This window comes from Ruegeria sp. A4, from assembly GCF_056543025.1.
The window spans coordinates 255,931-275,164 of record NZ_JBQGAW010000001.1 but is presented as its reverse complement, the minus strand read 5'-3'; the positions used below and the strand labels follow the sequence as shown (position 1 = coordinate 275,164).

General features: G+C 55.9%; 18 protein-coding genes and 1 tRNA gene. 7 read left to right on the top strand and 12 right to left on the bottom strand.

Annotated features, from left to right (window positions below; all coding sequences use genetic code 11):
- Nucleotides 1-145: 145 nt before the first annotated feature.
- The 4 genes from ACR0E2_RS01345 to ACR0E2_RS01330 all read right to left on the bottom strand — a co-directional run bounded on the left by ACR0E2_RS01345 (nt 146) and on the right by ACR0E2_RS01330 (nt 3,774).
- The gene (locus ACR0E2_RS01345; protein WP_224855323.1) at nt 146-415 is read right to left on the bottom strand and encodes a DksA/TraR family C4-type zinc finger protein; all 270 of its coding nucleotides are present in this window, start codon (nt 413-415) and stop codon (nt 146-148) included.
- A 58-nt stretch (nt 416-473) separates the two neighbouring features.
- The gene (locus ACR0E2_RS01340; RefSeq protein ID WP_480444829.1) at nt 474-1,448 is read right to left on the bottom strand and encodes a Gfo/Idh/MocA family protein; all 975 of its coding nucleotides are present in this window, start codon (nt 1,446-1,448) and stop codon (nt 474-476) included.
- A gap of 249 nt (nt 1,449-1,697) precedes the next feature.
- Nucleotides 1,698-2,594 carry an RNA polymerase sigma factor RpoH gene (gene rpoH / locus ACR0E2_RS01335; RefSeq protein WP_171116444.1) on the bottom strand — a complete coding sequence of 299 codons (897 nt, stop codon included), beginning with the start codon at nt 2,592-2,594 and terminating at the stop codon, nt 1,698-1,700.
- 145 nt (nt 2,595-2,739) lie between these two features.
- A complete protein-coding gene (locus tag ACR0E2_RS01330) occupies nt 2,740-3,774 on the bottom strand; it encodes an RluA family pseudouridine synthase (RefSeq protein ID WP_480444828.1) in 1,035 nt (344 codons plus the stop codon).
- Here ACR0E2_RS01330 and ACR0E2_RS01325 point away from each other — a divergent pair.
- Nucleotides 3,773-4,075: a DUF6476 family protein gene (locus ACR0E2_RS01325; protein WP_152457651.1), complete on the top strand. Its 303-nt coding sequence runs from the start codon at nt 3,773-3,775 to the stop codon at nt 4,073-4,075. The two genes, ACR0E2_RS01330 and ACR0E2_RS01325, sit on opposite strands and share 2 nt — an antisense overlap.
- A gap of 49 nt (nt 4,076-4,124) precedes the next feature.
- Here ACR0E2_RS01325 and ACR0E2_RS01320 read toward each other — a convergent pair whose 3' ends face one another.
- The 4 genes from ACR0E2_RS01320 to ACR0E2_RS01305 all read right to left on the bottom strand — a co-directional run bounded on the left by ACR0E2_RS01320 (nt 4,125) and on the right by ACR0E2_RS01305 (nt 9,772).
- A complete protein-coding gene (locus tag ACR0E2_RS01320) occupies nt 4,125-6,020 on the bottom strand; it encodes an ATP-grasp fold amidoligase family protein (protein ID WP_480444826.1) in 1,896 nt (631 codons plus the stop codon).
- A 27-nt stretch (nt 6,021-6,047) separates the two neighbouring features.
- Nucleotides 6,048-7,067, bottom strand: a complete 1,020-nt coding sequence (locus tag ACR0E2_RS01315) for a glycosyltransferase family 2 protein (RefSeq protein WP_480444824.1) — start codon at nt 7,065-7,067, stop codon at nt 6,048-6,050.
- A gap of 55 nt (nt 7,068-7,122) precedes the next feature.
- Complete coding sequence (locus tag ACR0E2_RS01310) at nt 7,123-7,794, bottom strand: class I SAM-dependent methyltransferase (protein WP_480444823.1); 672 nt, start codon at nt 7,792-7,794, stop codon at nt 7,123-7,125.
- Between the two features lie 94 nt (nt 7,795-7,888).
- Complete coding sequence (locus ACR0E2_RS01305) at nt 7,889-9,772, bottom strand: glycosyltransferase family 2 protein (RefSeq protein ID WP_480444821.1); 1,884 nt, start codon at nt 9,770-9,772, stop codon at nt 7,889-7,891.
- A 317-nt stretch (nt 9,773-10,089) separates the two neighbouring features.
- Here ACR0E2_RS01305 and ACR0E2_RS01300 point away from each other — a divergent pair, with 317 nt between their 5' ends.
- A complete protein-coding gene (locus ACR0E2_RS01300) occupies nt 10,090-11,187 on the top strand; it encodes an acyltransferase family protein (RefSeq protein WP_171328781.1) in 1,098 nt (365 codons plus the stop codon).
- Between the two features lie 32 nt (nt 11,188-11,219).
- On the opposite strand, the gene ACR0E2_RS01295 is transcribed toward ACR0E2_RS01300, so the two are convergent.
- A complete protein-coding gene (locus ACR0E2_RS01295) occupies nt 11,220-11,846 on the bottom strand; it encodes a class I SAM-dependent methyltransferase (protein ID WP_480444819.1) in 627 nt (208 codons plus the stop codon).
- A 581-nt stretch (nt 11,847-12,427) separates the two neighbouring features.
- Here ACR0E2_RS01295 and ACR0E2_RS01290 point away from each other — a divergent pair.
- Complete coding sequence (locus tag ACR0E2_RS01290) at nt 12,428-13,180, top strand: TylF/MycF/NovP-related O-methyltransferase (RefSeq protein WP_171328784.1); 753 nt, start codon at nt 12,428-12,430, stop codon at nt 13,178-13,180.
- 317 nt (nt 13,181-13,497) lie between these two features.
- Here the strand turns inward: ACR0E2_RS01290 and ACR0E2_RS01285 are convergent.
- A tRNA-Leu gene (locus tag ACR0E2_RS01285) sits at nt 13,498-13,584 on the bottom strand.
- 142 nt (nt 13,585-13,726) lie between these two features.
- Between ACR0E2_RS01285 and ACR0E2_RS01280 the strand changes: the two genes are divergently transcribed.
- On the top strand, nt 13,727-14,386 hold the full coding sequence (locus ACR0E2_RS01280) for a DsbA family oxidoreductase (RefSeq protein ID WP_480444817.1): 660 nt from the start codon (nt 13,727-13,729) through the stop codon (nt 14,384-14,386).
- A gap of 39 nt (nt 14,387-14,425) precedes the next feature.
- A complete protein-coding gene (gene lipB / locus ACR0E2_RS01275; protein WP_480444815.1) occupies nt 14,426-15,082 on the top strand; it encodes a lipoyl(octanoyl) transferase LipB in 657 nt (218 codons plus the stop codon).
- A gap of 315 nt (nt 15,083-15,397) precedes the next feature.
- Here the strand turns inward: lipB and ACR0E2_RS01270 are convergent, their stop codons facing one another.
- A complete protein-coding gene (locus ACR0E2_RS01270; protein WP_480444813.1) occupies nt 15,398-16,339 on the bottom strand; it encodes a cation diffusion facilitator family transporter in 942 nt (313 codons plus the stop codon).
- An 82-nt stretch (nt 16,340-16,421) separates the two neighbouring features.
- Here ACR0E2_RS01270 and ACR0E2_RS01265 point away from each other — a divergent pair, with 82 nt between their 5' ends.
- Nucleotides 16,422-16,844: a MerR family transcriptional regulator gene (locus tag ACR0E2_RS01265; RefSeq protein WP_480444812.1), complete on the top strand. Its 423-nt coding sequence runs from the start codon at nt 16,422-16,424 to the stop codon at nt 16,842-16,844.
- On the opposite strand, the gene ACR0E2_RS01260 is transcribed toward ACR0E2_RS01265, so the two are convergent.
- Nucleotides 16,845-17,264, bottom strand: a complete 420-nt coding sequence (locus ACR0E2_RS01260) for an HIT family protein (protein WP_480444811.1) — start codon at nt 17,262-17,264, stop codon at nt 16,845-16,847.
- Between the two features lie 305 nt (nt 17,265-17,569).
- Between ACR0E2_RS01260 and ctaD the strand changes: the two genes are divergently transcribed.
- Nucleotides 17,570-19,228, top strand: coding sequence for a cytochrome c oxidase subunit I (ctaD, locus tag ACR0E2_RS01255; protein ID WP_170346621.1), 1,659 nt, complete (start codon nt 17,570-17,572; stop codon nt 19,226-19,228).
- Nucleotides 19,229-19,234: the final 6 nt, after the last annotated feature.

Here is a 19,234-nt window from a genome sequence, read left to right as displayed (position 1 = left end):
AGCAGTGGTTAGTATTTTGGTAAGTGCAGTGTAAATGCTTGGCAATCCCCCAAGGATTGGCTACGCATCGAGATCAAAGCAGATTACCTGTTTCCGCGCAACGCGCCAACTTACGAAAATTGGACTCATAGCGGCCATACCAAGATCACTTCAACTGACTGTCTTTCGACCCCCGCCGATTGACACCGCCACGCGCCTTGAACGCGCCGTCCCGCTCTTGCTGGCAATCCAGGCAGAGCTTTACTCCCGGCAACGCGACGCGACGCTTTTCCGGGATAGGTTCCTCGCATTCGGCACAATGGGTCAGGCTTTCGCCCTGGGGCCGCTTTTTCGCCTGCATCCGCGCCAGTTCATCTGAGATCGACGCTTCGATCTGTTCGCTCACAGCGCCGTCGCGTGCCCAACCTCCGGCCATCGGTCATCTCCTGAAATTGTGACACTCAGGATAGCTGAGCCGTTGGCCGCAACGCAAGTTACAGTGAAACCGCGCCCTCGAATACACGATCAATCACCTCTTGCGTCCCGCGTGAGAATTCCAAAGGACAGGGAAATTCCGCCACTTCCCTGATTGATCGGCAAAAGGCCTCGACCTGCAACTTGTAATGGTCTGCTCCGGGGAAGCGGGTAACCTGAACTTCAAGCCCCGGCCGGTGCAGTTCGACCCGAGCCTCGCCAAACACACGCGCATTGAACGGGGTCGTCAGACGGACCAAACCGCTTTCGCCGTGAAATACCATCTCTTGATGGGGATGCATCCGTATGGACACATAGCTGGAATAGGTAAATCCGGGGAACTGGGCGCGTATTTCGGTAAAGATGTCGATATCGTCCTGCCAACGGATCGCGGATTGCACAGACACAGGCTCTTGCCCGGTTGCAAAGCGTGCTCCGCCGATCACGTAGACCCCGATGTCACGCAATCCTCCGCCGCCCGTTTCCGCACGGTTTCGAATGTTCCGAGTGTCAGAGCGATTGTCGAAACTGAACGCTCCGGTCACATGTACCAAATTGCCGATGGCACCATCAGCGATCAGTTTCCTTGCAAGCTGCCATTGAGGGTGATGGACGATCATGTATGCCTCGGCGGCCAGCAGGCCGCTTTGGTCCCGCTTTTGGATCAATGCGTCGAATTCATCCGCCTTCATGGTCATTGGCTTTTCGCACAGAACATGCTTGCCAGCGCTCAAAGCCTTAAGGCTCCATTCCGCATGCATATGGTTGGGCAACGGAATGTAGACTGCGTCGATTCCGGCGTCTGCCAACAATGCATCATAGCTGTCAAATACCTGCAAATCCGGGCAAAAGGACTGAAACGGCTCTGCTTTTGCGGCATCCGAGGTTGCCAGCGCAGCCAAGCGCGCGCCATTGGCGGCATGTATCGCCGGGGCCATGTATTCGCGGGCAAATTTCGCGGCACCCAATACACCAAATTGAACCGGTTTTTGCATTGCGCCCTCCGTACTCGGCTTGTTTCAAATTACGCGCTTCCCGAGGGGTTACCAGCGCTGGTTCTGCTGGGAAATCAAAGACAAAACACGTCTTTTCCTAACACAGCTTTCGACCTTCAGCCATTGTTTCAGGGCTTTGGTTCAGTTTCCGCCAATATTCACAAAAAACGCCCCCTGATCATCAGAGGGCGTTTTCCGTCATTGCTGGAACGCGAAGAATCTTCCTGCGAGGCAAGAAGGGCGCAACCGTTAGCTGACGCCCAACATGCCTTTTTCCCGCGCCAGATCCCGCATTTTCTTTTGCAGCTTCTCGAACGCGCGCACTTCGATCTGGCGAATACGCTCACGGCTTACGTTGTACTGAGTGCTCAACTCCTCGAGCGTAACAGGCTGATCCATCAGACGGCGCTGGGTCAGGATATCCTTTTCCCGATCATTCAGCACATCCAAAGCCGCCGCCAGCAATTCCCGACGCGCTTCCAGTTCATCGCGTGCTTCGTAATCACCGGCCTGATCGGCATCCTCATCCTCAAGCCAGTCCTGCCATTGCATGGTGCCTTCGCCTTCGGACCCGACCGTGGCGTTCAGGGACGCATCACCACCGGACATCCGGCGGTTCATGCTGATCACTTCCTCTTCGGTCACGCCCAGATCAGTGGCGATCTTCTTGACGTTTTCAGGGCGCAGGTCGCCCTCTTCCAATGCACCGATGCGGGCCTTGGCCTTGCGCAGATTGAAGAACAGCTTTTTCTGCGCCGAGGTCGTGCCCAGTTTCACCAGAGACCAGGACCGCAGGATGTATTCCTGGATCGAGGCACGTATCCACCACATTGCATAGGTCGCCAGACGGAAGCCTTTTTCAGGGTCAAACCGTTTGACCGCCTGCATCAGGCCCACATTGGCCTCGGAAATCACTTCGGCCTGCGGCAGACCATAGCCGCGATAGCCCATGGCGATCTTGGCCGCCAGACGCAGGTGAGACGTCACCATCTTGTGCGCGGCTTCGGTGTCCTGCTCTTCGACCCAACGCTTGGCCAGCATGTATTCTTCTTCCGGCTCCAGCAGAGGAAACTTGCGGATTTCCTGCATATAGCGATTCAGGCCGCCCTCGGGCGTCGGTGCGGGAAGATTTGCGTAGTTTGCCATTATTGTGTCCCTCCGACAAATGTTTAGATGTTTAACATAGGATATGGGTAAGGAACCCTTCCCATTCAAGAGGTGCTGCTAACAGTCTGGAATTAATCTTACGTTAAGGAAAGGTAAAAAGCCCTTTTTCACAGGAGTTTGCTTATTATGACAGCGGTGTGCGCAGACGTTCGACAAGGTTTTGCATATCTTGCGGCAAATCGGCCTCGAACCGCAGGGATTCACCGGTGACAGGGTGCTCGAACCCCAAAACGGCGGCATGAAGCGCCTGACGGGGGAAAGTGCCTACAAAACCGGCGGCGGCGGCAGAGAACGCTTTGGCGGACAGCTTGCGCTTGCCGCCATAAACCGGGTCGCCCACCAGCCCGTGCCCTGCGTGGGCCATGTGAACGCGGATCTGATGCGTTCGGCCGGTTTCAAGCCAGCATTCGATCAGGGCAAGACCCGCCGGCACACCAAATGTCTCGACAACGCGTGCGCGTGTCACGGCATGCCGCCCGCCATGGAACAGAACCGCCTGTTTCTGACGGTCGGTCTTGTGTCGCGCAAGTTGCGTCGTGACGCGCATGATGTTGCCGGGTTCAAAGCTGATCCCTTTGACACCGCGCAACCGAGGGTCGTTGGCATCCGGCACCCCGTAACACACCGCACGGTAATACCGTTCGACGCTATGCGCCGCGAACTGCTCGGCCAGACCGTGATGCGCCGCGTCTGACTTTGCGACCACCAGAAGACCACTGGTTTCCTTGTCGATGCGATGCACGATACCGGGGCGTCTCACCCCGCCGACGCCCGACAGATCGTCTCCGCAATGGTGGAGCAAAGCATTCACCAATGTCCCGCTGGGTGATCCCGGCGCGGGATGCACGACCATGCCTGCGGGTTTGTTGACGACGATTACGTCCGCATCCTCGAAGACGACCTCCAGCGGGATGTCCTCGGGGCCGATATGGCTGTCTTCGGCCTCGGCCACGGCAATCGTGACCCGTGCCCCTTCGGCAACCTTGGCCTTGGGGTCGCGCGCCTCGGCACCGTCGATCTGCACCGCGCCCCCTTCGATCAGACGCGCAAGTCTGGTGCGCGACAGGTTTTCCCCGTCTGGCACATCGCGGGAAAGCGCCTTATCAAGGCGAGGCGGCGGATCGGCCGCGATCTGAAACTCAATCTGGCGGGTGCCCATGACTGTCCCTTCCGAACCTCAAGAACCGCAGGAAACTCCGCAACTGCGATTGCTGCGGCGGATGGTCATGCTGTTGACCGCGGTGATGATTGGCGGGGTTCTAGTGACATTCGCCCTGATTGTCATCCGCCTATCGGACCGCACACCCACCTTGCCGGATCAGATCGCGCTGCCCGACGGCGCCCGGGCGCAGGCCCTGACCATCGGGGCAAACTGGTATGCCGTCGCAACCGATGACAATCGCATTCTGATCTTTGACAAAACAACTGGAAAACTGCGCCAGGAAATCGCGGTCGAATAGGCCCTGCCACCTGTTCCGGCGGCATGAAAGATCCGGGGATTGTCCAGCCTCAGCCGGGAAACAGCCGAGTTCCGATCCACGCAGCACCCAGACGCTGATCCAGCGCATCCGACCGCATCTTGTGCTTGCCAGACACCGGCGCCAACATGATGTCGCCCAAGCAAATCCTGTCACCAACCGTGAAAAGCTCTACGCTTGCGCATTCAAGGTCGCGCCCCAGGGTTTCAGCGATCCGGATCATGTCTTCAAAACGTTCGGGCCGGGGTTCAACGGTGCTGCTGGTTGGTGAATACAGCTCATCTGCAAGGTAATCGTAGTCGCGATCATGGAGCATCTGGATACGCCCTCGCCCCCGGTCACGGTCAACCTGCACCAGCTGTACGCGTCCGGCGATCACCCAGAATTTCCAAGTGCCGGCCTGTCGATCCCCGGCGGACAAATCTTCTTCGATGTAATAGAGGGGCTTTTGCGTGGCGCGCCACCATTCGCCTGTCCAGAACCCTTCGGGCGTTTTTGTCTTGTGCCACGCTGCCAGTTTCTGGTTGGCATCGTCGCGCTGCGGGCCATCCAGCGGGAACGACAGGGCCAGCTTGTGACCATGGCTCATCGTTCCTTTCAACCAATACTGACCGGGCCCGAGGTCGAGTGTTTCGGGCAACGCCGGAATATGCGCCTCCCACATGCGCTGTGGGCAGGCAAGCAGTTCCGAGGCGCTGCCCACGTATTTGGACCGGTCAGAGATCAACGGATCAGGGACTTCGCCAAACAGCTTCATGACCACCAGTTTTTCGGCGAATGTCTTTGGCGCGCGCAGATCGGGTAGAGACCGATGGCTATCCGCATAGTTGTACAAAGACATACCAAGCGCATTCAGCCGCGCAGGATCACTGCCATAGTGTTCCCAACCGCGCGAAAAACCGACGCGTGGCGGGGTGTTGGCGCCATGAAGATTGTCGGCTGCAATTGCGTCGAGATCAGCCTGTGCCGCCTTGAGATAGTCTTCCCTGTCAGAGAGCAGAGCAACGGACACGACGCCGCCGGTGGCGTCGTGGATTTCTTCGGTCGTAGCGCGCAAGGTGGGCAGGTTTGCCGGAAACTCCACCGGTTTGAGGCCCCCACGGCCGTGGCGCGGCAAAGGCGCGTCGCCCGGTCTCACCCCCAGGTTCCTCAGACGTCGGTCCAGAAACGAATGCCGCTTGATCCCGTTTGCAATCCACCATCGCATCCGACGCCCCCACAGATGTACGGCAAGCGTTTCCTCTTTGATATACGCGTCCCTGAACTCTCGGACGTGAATATCATTGGCTTGTCCTGCCCGTCTGAAAGGCAAAGGATAAAAGACCGGTATGGGGCTGGCATGTTTAAGTTCGTCGTGGTGGCGCAGAAACCACGTCATGACACCGGGGCCGTAGACGCTGTGTTCCTGATCTGACGCATGCGGCAACTCCCCAGCCTGTTTCAGGCGTTCCAGTTCTTTCCGTTCTTCCCCTTCAACCCAGGGGCGGATCGGATAGGGATCCTGGCAGTATTCGGAATACGCATTCAACGTGGGGCTGTCGGATGGCAGCCGCATGACGGCATTGCAGATGGTATCACGGTTGAAATACCCAAAGACATGATCTGCCCTTGGTATCGGGGCAAGCGCCAACACATCCGTGTCGCACCACAGAAAGTCCGTTTTCTTCATCAGATGCAATCTGAAGATATCGGATTGGGGCACGGGCGTCTTGAACTGGTTGTTTACGATGAAATGCTTGGGCTCGTGGATTTCGTTTGCCGACACCAGTTCGATACCATCCGGAACGTTGTCGACTTGCCCATAGTGGAACAAAACAACCCTGTGCCCGCATTCGACGAATGACAGCATGCACATCTGCTCCAGAAAGCTCAGGCTGCCTTCCATCCACAGCATCCCAATCGTCGGAAGAGAGTGATCCGCAACCATTCGTCTATTTCTCCAGGGGCTGTTTTGTCAGGACTCTGTCCGGTTTTCGTCAGTCGAAGACGGCGCGCTGGCCGACAGGCGTTCCTTTACGCTACGGTCCTTTGCGACAAAATCCACAGCCGGTTTTTCAAGAAGTCTCTGGTACAGCTCATCATACTCGGGCAGCTTCAGCAGATCGTTGATCAGGGCCTTGTGCCAGCGGAACGCTCTTCTATGCAGCCGTCGAAGCCTGTCGTCAGCGCGAAACTCTTCCAGCACCGCATCCACTTCATCCTTGTACCGCAGGATTGTTTCATCCTTGGCACCGCCACGGTTCCAGCGGTCCCAATATTCGGTTCCAAGTGTCTGCGAGGAATGATTTGCCCGACCTCGGCTGCGCTTGGCCAGATAGGCCTGCGTGGATCTGACGGCATAGTGGTTGATCTGTGCGACTTCAAAACCAAACGGAGGCGAGACATGGTTGCCGAAGGGCGCAGGTTCCGTGGCGTGCCCTCCGGGCACGGACCGGAACACGCCGGCCTGAAGTTCGGCACGGGGGTGCGGGTTGTGCAACCCGAAACGAAGATAGAAATCGCCCTGCCTGAACAGGGATTTGACAAACCGGCGCCCTGCCCCGCCTTGTTCGAAATCCAGTTCACAATCGAAGAATTGCCGCGTCACCAGCGTATCGCGCATAACATGCCGACCACTGTTCGAGAAAATCTTCCAGGGGATGGAGATGACGTCAACGCCGGGCGTTGCCTCGATCAGATCATCAACCCTGTGATTTCCAACGTGAATATTCAGGAATTCATCCGCGTCGCCGACATATAACCATTTTGCGTCTTTCACCACCGGCAAGCGCCGTGCCTGTCTCAGCGCAGACCGGTGTATCCCTCCGGTTCCAACCCGGTTCCTGTGAAACTCCACATGGCCCAAGTCCTGCAACCGTCTCAGAATCTGGTTGGTACCGTCTGTACAATCATTGGTGTAGACAATGATCCGATCAAACCCCAACACCTTGTGATGGGCCACCCATTCCAGAATATAGGGACCCTCGTTCTTCATCGCAGTGATGAGGACTTTTTCAGGCTTTTCCATCGCTGCCACTTATCCCCGCCGCCTAGCCGTTCTGACCTTTGCTGTCATCTTGCGGGACAATCTTTTCAATGGCGATCTGCGCGCCGGCAATCGCACGGATGCGCAACTCTCGGGGGTGCTGACCCAGAAACTCGTTGACCGCACGGATCACCCCGTCGCCCCACCAGCCGCGGCGGTGGTAGTCGTCGAACGCCATGATCCCCCCAGGTTTGATCTTGGGAAACAAAGCGGCTAGATCAGCGGTCACGCCTTCATACGAATGGTCTCCGTCGACATAGGCGAACGAGATGCTTTCATCATCAAAAAGCTCCAACGCAGGCACCGAAAAATCGCGGATAATACCGACCTTGCCCTCTTCGATCTCCGCCTCGAAAGTCTTTACGACCTTCTGGAAGATGGCCTCCATCTTTTCGTCTTCGGTCCGACCCACAAACGCGGTTGTGTGCGATTCCTCACCAATATGCTTCCACGGGTCGATCAGAAAAAGCTGACTGGGCTCGATCAGTTTCAGAATGGTCGGAGAGAACTCACCCTGCCAGACACCGATTTCAACGGCCAAGCCCCCCTTTGGCAAACGCGAAAGGAATGTTCGGCGGATTGCGTCTTTGCTGTTTTTGCGTTTGGTCGCTTTGTCAGCCTTCGGTTTCTTCTGGCCGCCGGGCGCAACACCGATAACCTTGGGTTCGTTCGACATCTCGACCTCACTTGCAGACGGGTATCACATTCACTCAAAACCCGTTTTGTTCATTGCGCCATGGCTACCACGCCACAGCCTCAAGAACCAGAAGCTATGTGTCCTTTTTGCCAAGCGGTGGCAACTTGTCGATGCCAAGCCACGGTGGCTGCAAGCTGGTTATCCGGTAACGTGCAGCATTACGCCCGAGGAAACTGTTTATCGCCGCATTCATACCCGTATACGACCCGCCTCCGTGACGGCGATAGGATGTGAACGCGATACTGCCCCCGGGGGCAAGAACCCGGTCGATACGTCGCAACAGCTGGGTCATCACCTGCTCTGCCCGCACCCCGCGGATGATGACGACGCCGACGCTTTCGTCTTCAAACAGCTTCAGCATCAAGGGGGGCAGCGCCCGGTAGATATGCAATCGCCCGGCAAGAATGGGGTCGCGGAAATATTCCAGCAATGCATAAAACGTGCGATCCAACGCCTGTAGCTCGGGATCCTGAGTTGCATCCGGACATGTAAAACCGTCCCAAGACAACCCCCACGGTCCTATGACCGTCAATTTCTCGACAGCGTCCAGATCAAGTATTTCTTCGATGATTTCAGTCTCAACATGTCCGATCAGCACCCAATTCTTCTTGCCACTGATTGATCGAAGAAAACTCTGCCGCTGGTCTTTTGTTCTTTCAACTTCCGGAGGGGCAGAAGGCAGGTAGACAGGATCCTTGGGATCGAACGGCACCGAAACCTGTTTGGCATCCGTAATTTGCGCATGCTGCGCCGCGGCCTCTTCGTAATCAAACGAGGTTTCGAGGGCATCGAGCCGAACGAACCAAGGAAAATTGTATGGCTTGGAGTTCTCGGGCTTGGACATCTTGCCGAGCCGCGTCCATTTCGCGACCTGGGCAAATGTGATTTCCGGGTCCTTGTACATTTCAGCGTTGAAAGACAGATCGCCATCTTCCATCACGCCGAGTTCCAGCGCCTTCACATAGCGTCCGCTGCGAAAGCGGCTGAACTTTGCAACAAAATCCTGCGCCACCTCGGTTTTTCTGAGGCTTGCGATGCGCTCCTTGTGAAATGCAACCGCCTGATGATGCAATTGCCCCAGAACAGGATCGGATCGCAGCTTTTCATACACCTCCCGAAGTCGCGCAACTTTGGACAGGATCGAGGTTTCTTCGATGTCGTTATAGCAATGCAGCTTCCAGTAGGCCTGACCTGTTGCCTCCATCTTCGGATGAAAACTCGAGGTATTCACATCCCCGCGCAACCGTTTCATCAGATAGCTTTCCACGGACCTCACCGCATAGTGGTTCATCCGAAAAAGCCTGCGCCCAAACCCGGCGCCCGTTGATGAATACGCCCACCCTCGTCTTCGCATGGCCGGCGGCAACGGATCACCGTCCCCGTCGACCCAAGCAAATCGATCCGCCTTGTTGGGTATCGGGCCGCGCGGTCGATGCGTGCTGATTGTGCGATACGATCCGTTGTTGCGAAACAGCGATTTGAACGCCCGCAAGTTGTGAGGACTGACGGCGCCAAGCTCGCCCGCACGGGTGAATTGCTCGACAATGAACCTGTCTTCGAACTCGACGATTCCGTTGTGCCCGAACAGCTGCCAGATTGCGGCAAATCCGTCCGCATGCGGCAATGCACGAAACAAATCGTCCAGTGTTCCGTCGCCGACGCGAATATCAAGAAATTCATCCACGTCGCAGACCAATATCCATTCGGCTTCTTTGCACCAGGGGTGTTCCATGGCGTTTGCATAAGCTGAAGCCTGAGGTCCAAATTCCCACGGGCCGGGATTGTCGATATGCGCCAGAAACCCCAGTTCCTGGCATCGCTGAAGGATCGCGTCGGTACCATCGGAACAATCGTTCGAATTGACGATAAAGTGGGTGAAGCCGATCGAAAGATAGTATGCAATCCATTCCAGGATGAACGGCCCTTCGTCTTTCATCGTGGATATGACAAGTCTCATCGCGTCTACCTGTACCCGTGGCCCGCAAATTCAGGATAGCGGGAAAAAACGCATCTTTGCAGATGTATAGCGCGTATCCCTGCCTGCGGCTTTGTTACGGGCCCCGGAAATGCATTGCAAGTGGACGAGCCCGCCGGTTCAACGTCTGCCAACTCCAAATTCCGCGGACGATCGCAGCCCCGTGGGCAGCGTTCAATGCGTAGGGCTTTACGCTTGAAAACGACAATTTGATTGCCTTCGGGCGCCAACCATTTATAGCTGACGTTCAATGTCGCCAAAGGTTTTTGGCAGCAAGGATGCGGTATCTCGAGTGGATCATGACAGGTAATCTCAAAGATCAAAGGGCGCATGGCCTTGATTCACTGCGCGGTATCGCTGCGTCTGCGGTCGTGTTTGTACACGCAGTGCACATTCATCCACTCGGCGTCTACTACAAGAACTGGGGTGCCGACTACTATGCGATGGGAGTGCCGCTGTTTTTCATAATAAGCGCGATGTCCATGTCGCTAGCTTATCCAAAGGGAGTGTCCTTTGATCGAAGCTGGGCCTATGCCTTGCGCAGATTTTTTCGAATTGCACCACTCTTCTACGTGATGCTCTTTGCTTGGCTGTATATTGGGGTCCAGGCCGAAACCGGTACGATCATCAGGAATATTACATTTCTGTTTGGGTTTGTCCCCAGTGAACAAACCAGTCTTGTTCCGGCGGGTTGGTCAATCGGCGTCGAAGCTATCTTCTATCTTCTGTTCCCCTTCCTTTGGATTTGGCGGAACATTTGGTCAGCGGTGTTTCTCTTTTTGCTCGCCTGCTTGGGATGGGGGTATGTAAACTTATCCAGTCAGGGTGAAGTTCCCGATTTTTATTATTGGACCAGCTTTTTCACGAACGCCCCGTACTTTGCGTTGGGTCTGATCGTTTGGTGCGCCTACCGTTGGACACCTAAGTCATACGAGCGCCCCGTCGGCTATTTAGCGCTCGGTGCCGGGATCGCCGGGTTGATTTACATGTATCTGTTTGGCCCGGTTCTTGATCAGGCGCAAACGCTAAACAAACCGGTTCCACTCGCACTGGTTTTGGGCTGGGGCTTCGCCTTTGCAAGCCTAGCTCTATCGCAGGCACTTCGACCCGTTTTTTTTCTCTATAACCCTTTTACCCGCTTTCTTGGAAAGATCAGTTACAGCCTATATCTGATGCATCCGTTTCTTATCTATAACACAAACCTGACCCGATGGGCCGCAACACTTACGGACAATCCGGATCTTGTGGTGCCCATTGTCTGTGTTATTACCCTTGCCGTAGCGATACCTATTGCAACTGTTATCTATTATGCTGTCGAAGTTCCATTCATCCGCCTTGCCCGCCGGATAACCAAGCCTGATTTGAGAAACCCGGCTTCACAACAATTGGCGTCGTAACGGCAGAGCACGCCTACCAAAACAATGCGGATCTATAGCATCAGGGGAACAATCTCGCCTCGATTGCGGGCGATCTCGGCAATGTCAAAAGCGCCGCCTTGCAGTTCAGCCTCAGCCCGAACAACCATAACAGAGTGATTTTTGACGATGACTTCACGAACGATGTCCGGGCGACAGGCGCAGGACATGACGCATTGAAGCACCAGGTTCGTCAGCCCCTCTTTCCCTTTGAAGTGATCGGAATTGTAATGTGGTTCCATCGTAGACCATTGCCAATCTTCAATGGCGAAAATGCCCCCTTCCGACATGCGTGCAAAAACGAGGTTAAATGACAACATCGTTTCCAAATACTGGTGCGAAGCGTCATCTATAACGAGATCAATATTCTCGTTGCCGAACTCTGCGTCCAGCAATTCTCCGAACCGACTGATGTCCGCCTGACTTATCCCCTTGCAAAGCCGCACATTATCCTGCCGCGAACACCTTTCGACATACGCGTCAAGGTGAGGCAGATCGCGCGTCGAATATTCAACTGCTACCAGTTTGTCAGGCCGAAATACACAATCGAGGAGAGCAACGCTCCCTCCCTGCCATACTACGATATCGACGACATTATGAGCATCGATCTTCGAGGTGCAATCAAGTTCGGCGTCGATCATTTCGCTGGTTTTCGCCAGCAGAAACTCATTATTGCTCGATGTGATTTCATGATATTTTGCAACATTGACCGTGGCGGAAGAATGACACCGCCACCGATACCTCTGTTCCGCTCTGACCAGAAAATTGGTTGAACCTTCTTCCTTTTCGTATCCCCTGAAATTGAGTGCATCGCAGTTGAGAAGACTTGCCTGAAACTACTCATAATTATGCCCTTACCTGTTGGAATGGTGCTTCATGACCTGAAGGTTAAGGGTTCACAAACTTCCTGAACCCCAAACGCGGAATGATAAGTGGGGCAGTTGTTTTACGACCCAACAAATGGGTTGGGTCCGACCTTATTTGCCAAGACTTATGCTGAAGTTGGCGCAAACATTCGCATAATTCTTAGCGTCAAAAAAGATATGTTTCACTCTGGGCGTCAAAATTGAAGGTTAAGGCACGTCTGAGTTGAAAAAAAACACAGTTAACAGGAAATGTGACTCCATTTATCCAACGCCGTAGGCGATTTCCAGCGAATCTTGTTGAAACTTCACAGCAGAGAGGTCAGAACCAGCCAGACATCTATGCAAGGTTATAATCTATGCTCGCGGAACTTCGGGAACAATATCTGACCACGGTTGCCCGTGCCCTGGATGGCACGATCTATGAAGACCCACCAATTCTGTTTGGAGACACCAAACCGGATTATGACTCCAAAAACCGTGAATACGGCTGGGATTGGCCGTCTGTTGCTTTCACTATGGTGGGCAGCAAGAGATTGGCCAATGTTCGCGCCATGGTGGAATCCGTCATCGGCAACCAGGTTCCCGGCGATTTTGTCGAAACCGGAGTATGGCGTGGCGGTGCCAGCATCTTCGCGAAAGCGGTTCTCTTTACATATGGCCAGAATGACAGACGTGTCGTTCTTTGTGACTCTTTCAAGGGACTGCCCGAGCCGAATGAAGAACTGTATCCTCACGACAAGGGGTCTGATTTCCATAAGTACGACGCTCTGGCCGTGTCAGCCGATTCTGTAAGGGCGAATTTTGAAAAGTTCGGGCTCCTGGACGATAATGTCGTGTTCATTGAAGGCTTTTTCAAAGACACCATGCCACTGGTACCCAGCGAGCAGATTGCAGTGCTGCGTCTTGACGGCGACATGTATGAATCAACCATAGATCCTTTGCGGCACCTTTTCGGTAAGGTCTCGGAAGGCGGTTGGATCATCGTTGACGACTATCACGTGGTTCCCGCAGCTAAAGCGGCCGTGCATGATTATCTTGACGAGGTGGGCTATAAGCCACCCGCGATCAACGAAATCGATGGCGTGGGCGTCTATTTCCAAAAGGTCTAGAGAGGACCAGGCCTTGGGTTCAGGTCATGGGTCAGGTTGCGCCCGTCACCTGAACACCTGAAACGTCACGCTCAGCAAGGCTGCGGCCTGTAGGTGTTTCAGAATGGCCGACCAGGCTGACACCCTTGAGGTGCTACCGGGCAGAATCCTTAACATTCCGATGAACGCCCGAAACATGGAACTGATTCAGGTTCTGAAAGCAGTTCTTTCACGTGGTACAGCCGTCTTCGGCACCCCTTTTGGACGTCGCACAGTGGGCGCCACACCGGATGCAATCTTTGCGCCCGACCCCAATTTCTTGTTCTTTCACTGAGAGATGGTGCGGTCGAGAAGACTCGAACTTCCACGGGAGTTACCCCACAGCGACCTCAACGCTGCGCGTCTACCAATTCCGCCACGACCGCACTGCCAATGACTTGGTAAAGCGGCGTATAGACGTTGGTGCGCGCGATGTGAAGAGGCAAAAACGCAGTGGTTTAAATTCCTTCACCACGGGCTTATCTCTGCCACTGGACAACACGCCATTGACCTGACAGGAGCCACACGATGCCATCGCCCGATAACCGCCCGATCGTTCAGATCGATATCGTCTCGGATGTCGTGTGCCCCTGGTGCGTTGTCGGGTTTCGACAGCTTGACATGGCGTTGCAGCAACAGGGTGTCCTTGCCCAGCTTCGCTGGCATCCGTTCGAGTTGAACCCGGACATGCCACCCGAAGGCCAGAACCTGCGTGAACATATCATGGCGAAATACGGCTCGACCGCAGAGCAAAGTCAGCAGGCACGGGACAAGCTTACCTCGATCGGGGCCGAGCTCGGCTTTGTCTTCAACTTCGACGATGACAGCAGAATGGTGAACACATTCGCAGCGCATCAGTTGCTGGATTGGGCGGAATCAGTCGGCCGACAGCATCCTTTGAAACTGGCTCTGTTCGAAGCCTATTTCACAGCGCAGCGGGATGTCTCCGATATGGATGTTCTGCTGGAAGTTGTTCGATCCATCGGACTGGACGCGGATACGGCGCGACAAGCGCTTGAAACCGGAGAACACATAGCCCCGGTGCGTGAAAAGCAGCTGTTCTGGACCAGGCGGGGAATTTCAGGCGTGCCATCCATGGTTTTTGGCGGGAAATACCTGCTGACCGGCGCACAGGGTTCTGAAACCTATGCCCAGGTGCTGCAACGTTGCCTGTCCGAGGCCGCCTGACCCCTTTTCTTGACCGATTCAGACGGATATGAGACCGCCATGGAATGGAAAATCACCGATGGTCTGACCAGCTATGACGACGCCGTTGCCTTTATGGAGGCGCGCGTCGCCGCAATCGCAAATGGCGAAGCCCAAGAGTGTGTCTGGCTGCTGGAACACCCGCCACTTTATACGGCCGGCACGTCGGCCAAGATCGAGGATCTGACCGACCCCGATCGGTTTCCGGTTTACGCAAGCAAACGCGGCGGCGAATACACCTATCACGGGCCCGGTCAACGTGTGGCCTATGTCATGCTGGATTTGAACAAACGTGGTCGCGACGTGCGTCAGTTTGTGAAACAGCTGGAGACCTGGGTGATCTCGGCGCTGGCGGAATTCAACGTGCAAGGCGAGATCCGTGAAGGGCGCGTGGGGGTTTGGGTTCGGCGTGATGACAAGCCGTTGACAGCGACCGGCAAACCGGCGGAAGACAAGATCGCCGCCATTGGTTTGCGCCTGCGCAAATGGGTCAGTTTTCACGGGATCTCGGTGAATGTCGAACCGGATCTGGAACATTTTTCCGGCATCGTCCCTTGCGGGATAAGCGAATACGGCGTGACCTCATTGGTCGACCTGGGCTTGCCGGTAACGATGGCAGACCTTGATGCCGCACTGAAAAAGACTTTCGCAGACGTTTTTGGCCCAGTGGCACCCTGAATCCATCTGTCGATCACTGCGCAGCGAATCGCTGCGCGCCACTGTTGCAAACAACAATCCCTGTGACAGGCTGGCTCTGTTTCCCACGCGTAAGGCAATTAACCCTGAATTCGGTGGATTTGTAGAAGTCTTTAAGCATTTTTTAACTCAGGTGGATACAAAGGCCCCGTTAACGAGTAATATGGAACTGCCAATCAAGAGTGAGTGGTATGTTAACCGGTGATCCAGGGCTCGCCCTCGAAATCCGAGAAGTGTTTGGTTACGAGTCTGCCGTTCCGACCCCAAATCGGAACGGCAATTCTCTTTCAGGCACCGCTATTCTTCCTGGTGGCCAAATCGGGACGAACCGACGCAGGCGCAGCGGGCCTGTTCCAGTTCGAGCGTCGCATGGCCCACCCCGAAACGAACTTGCAGCGTCTGCCTGACACTGTCCCGTACCATTTCGGCATCTGACCACGCGTTCGCATCGATGACCAGATGCGCCGTCAGCGCGGGCTGCCGTTCCTGCATGCTCCACAAATGCACGTGATGCACTTCGGCCACCCCATCCGTTTCTTCGATCGCCGCGGCTACCTGCTCTGGCTCCAGGTCGGGCGGAGCGCCCAGCATCAGAACGCGGACCGTCTCGCCTATCTCTTCTTTGACATGCCACATGATGTAGACCGAGATCAGGATCGTCACCGCCGGGTCCACCCATGTCCAGCCGAACAGGATCACTGCGGTGCCCGCTACGATCACGGCGATTGATCCCAAGGCGTCCGCAACATTATGGATGAATGCGGCCCGGATATTCATGCTGTCCTTGGCCATGGTATACGTCAGCGCAGCGGTTATGAGATCGACCACCAATGCCAGCGCGGCGACCCAGACCACAAGCCATCCGTTGATCGGCTCGGGTTCAAAAAACCGCATGACGCCTTCGTAGAACAGATAGACCGACAACACGATCAACGTGGTGTAATTGACCAAGGCCGCAACGACTTCGGCCCGGCCGTAGCCAAAGCTCATCCGTGGATCGGCCGGACGCCGTGCAATCTTGCGGGCAAAAAACGCGATGATCAGCGCAACAGCATCCGAAAAATTGTGCAGCGCATCGGCAATCAACGCCAGAGAACCCGAAATGATGCCCCCGATGACCTGAGCCAATGTCAGGAACATGTTCACCGCAATCGCCCAGGCGACGCGCGCATCGCCAGCGTCTGGATCAATGTGGTTGTGTTGGTGACCATGCCCGGTGTGGGAATGCTGGTGTGCCATATCGTTTCATGTCCCTTGTTACGGCTTCCCAGAGCATGTAATTCCTCTAGCCACTAGAGGTTCAAGAGGTCAAAACCGAAAAATGTATTCGATCGGGGACTTATCGCGCCGAACCGGGGTGAAAATTCCAACAATCCGGTTCTATGAAGACAAAGGCCTGTTACCCAAACCAGAGCGAACCGCGGGCAATCAACGCCGGTATGACGCAGCCGCGTTGAAACGGCTGATCTTCATTCGCCATTGCCGTGATCTGGGATTGCCGTTGGCCGACGTCGTGGGCCTGCTGTCCCTTGAAGGCGCGTCTGGCAGCGACCTTAACCGGGCGCACGAAATTGCCCAAAAACAACTGGCCGATCTGCGGGACCGAATTGCCCGCCTGCAAAACCTCGAAACGGAACTGACCCGAATTTCAGCGGCCTGCGACGGGCAGCACGATCATGTCTGTGCCGTGCTGCACGCATTTCAGGACCACGGCGAATGCATGGGGCCCCATGGCGCCGAATGATCAGGCGAGAGCGGCGCTGATCTTTTTCGCGTGTTCACCGATAAGCTCGAAATCCCCCATCTTGCCCGGCGGGCGCATGGAAACCCCTTCGTGGCGCGGCAGGACGTGAAAATGCAGGTGGAAGACTTCCTGCCCGCCTGCCGCCTCGTTGAATTGCTGGATCGTCACCCCGTCCGCGTCGAATGCGGACTTGACCGCCCGGGCCATCTTCTGCACCGTTTTCACAACCGCCGTCAGTTGCTCGGGCGTGGCATCCAACATGTTGCGGCATGGTGTTTTGGGGATCACCAACAGATGCCCGTCCGCGCGCGGCATGATATCCATGAAAGCCAGCGTTTCATCATCCTCGTACACGCGCATGCACGGGATTTCTTCGCGCAGGATTTTGGCAAAGATATTGTCGGGGTCGTAATCAGCCATCTCAAACCTCTGGATTGCGGGTGTCGGCACAGTTCTGAGACGCGCGCGGGCGACGGTCAAGGCGGAACTCTGCCAACGCCCATGCCGCATCGACAGTCCGGGCTTGAATTCTCATCCGCCATGCCCAGATACCCCACGTTCAAGGCCGGAAAATCGTGCGGCACCCGCGTGCCCGCGACAATTAATCTTGATCCAGATCAAACTCGGCCATTGAAGGTGCCCTCTTCACATTCTAAAACCAGCAGGAATCCCGCGCGTTGGAGAGGTCCGACTGCGCGGTGCAGTTGCAACAGGAGGCACCTATAATGGCAGACGCAGCCATTCACGGTCACGACCATGAAGATCAGCGCAGCTTTTTCCAGCGCTGGTTCATGTCGACCAACCACAAGGACATCGGGATTCTGTACCTGGTCGTTTCGGCCCTTGCCGGTCTGATCTCGGTGGCGATGACCGTTTACATGCGGCTCGAGCTGATGCACCCGGGCGTTCAGTACATGTGCCTGGAAGGCTTCATGGCCGACCCGTGTACCCCCAACGGTCACTTGTGGAACGTGATGATCACCTATCACGGTGTTCTGATGATGTTCTTCGTTGTCATCCCCGCCCTGTTCGGCGGATTTGGCAACTATTTCATGCCGTTGCAGATCGGTGCGCCGGACATGGCGTTCCCGCGGATGAACAACCTGTCCTTCTGGCTGTATGTCGCCGGCACCTCGCTGGGTGTTGCCTCGCTGCTCAGCCCGGGTGGGAACGATCAGCTCGGCTCGGGTGTGGGCTGGGTTCTGTATCCGCCGCTGTCGACGACCGAAGGCGGCATGTCCATGGACCTGGCGATTTTTGCCGTGCACGTATCGGGCGCCTCCTCGATTCTCGGCGCGATCAACATGATCACCACCTTCCTGAACATGCGTGCCCCGGGCATGACCCTGTTCAAGGTACCGCTGTTCAGCTGGTCGATCTTCGTCACCTCATGGCTGATTCTGCTGTCGCTGCCGGTTCTGGCAGGCGCGATCACCATGCTGCTGATGGACCGCAACTTTGGCTTCACCTTCTTTGATCCGGCCGGCGGCGGTGACCCGATCCTGTATCAGCACATCCTGTGGTTCTTCGGCCACCCCGAAGTGTACATCGTGATCCTGCCCGGTTTCGGCATCATCAGCCACGTGATCGCCACCTTCTCGCGCAAGCCGATCTTCGGCTATCTGCCGATGGTATGGGCGATCATCGCAATCGGCGTGCTGGGCTTTGTCGTGTGGGCGCACCACATGTACACCGTCGGCATGTCGCTGCGTCAGCAGGCCTATTTCATGCTGGCAACGATGGTCATCGCGGTTCCGACGGGGGTCAAGGTATTCTCGTGGATCGCCACCATGTGGGGCGGCTCGATCGAGTTCAAGACGCCGATGCTGTTCGCCTTCGGCTTCCTGTTCCTGTTCACCGTCGGCGGTGTGACCGGTGTGGTTCTGTCGCAGGCCGGTGTCGACCGTGCCTATCATGACACCTACTATGTCGTGGCACATTTCCACTACGTGATGTCGCTGGGTGCTGTCTTCGCGATCTTCGCCGGGGTGTACTTCTACTTCAGCAAGATGACGGGCCGTCAGTACTCTGAGTTCTGGGGCAAGGTTCATTTCTGGCTGTTCTTCATCGGCGCCAACCTGACCTTCTTCCCGCAGCACTTCCTGGGCCGTCAGGGCATGCCGCGCCGCTACATCGACTACCCCGAGGCATTCGCCCAGTGGAACTTCGTTTCGTCGATCGGCGCGTTCATCTCGTTCGCCTCGTTCCTGCTGTTCTTCGGGATCGTGTTCTACGCCCTGTTCCGTGGTGCGAAAGAGACACGTCCGAACCCGTGGAATGAATACGCGGATACGCTGGAATGGACCCTGCCGACACCGCCGCCCGAACACACGTTCGAGCAGCTGCCCAAGCAGGAAGACTGGGACAAAGGCCACGCGCACTGATCCCGA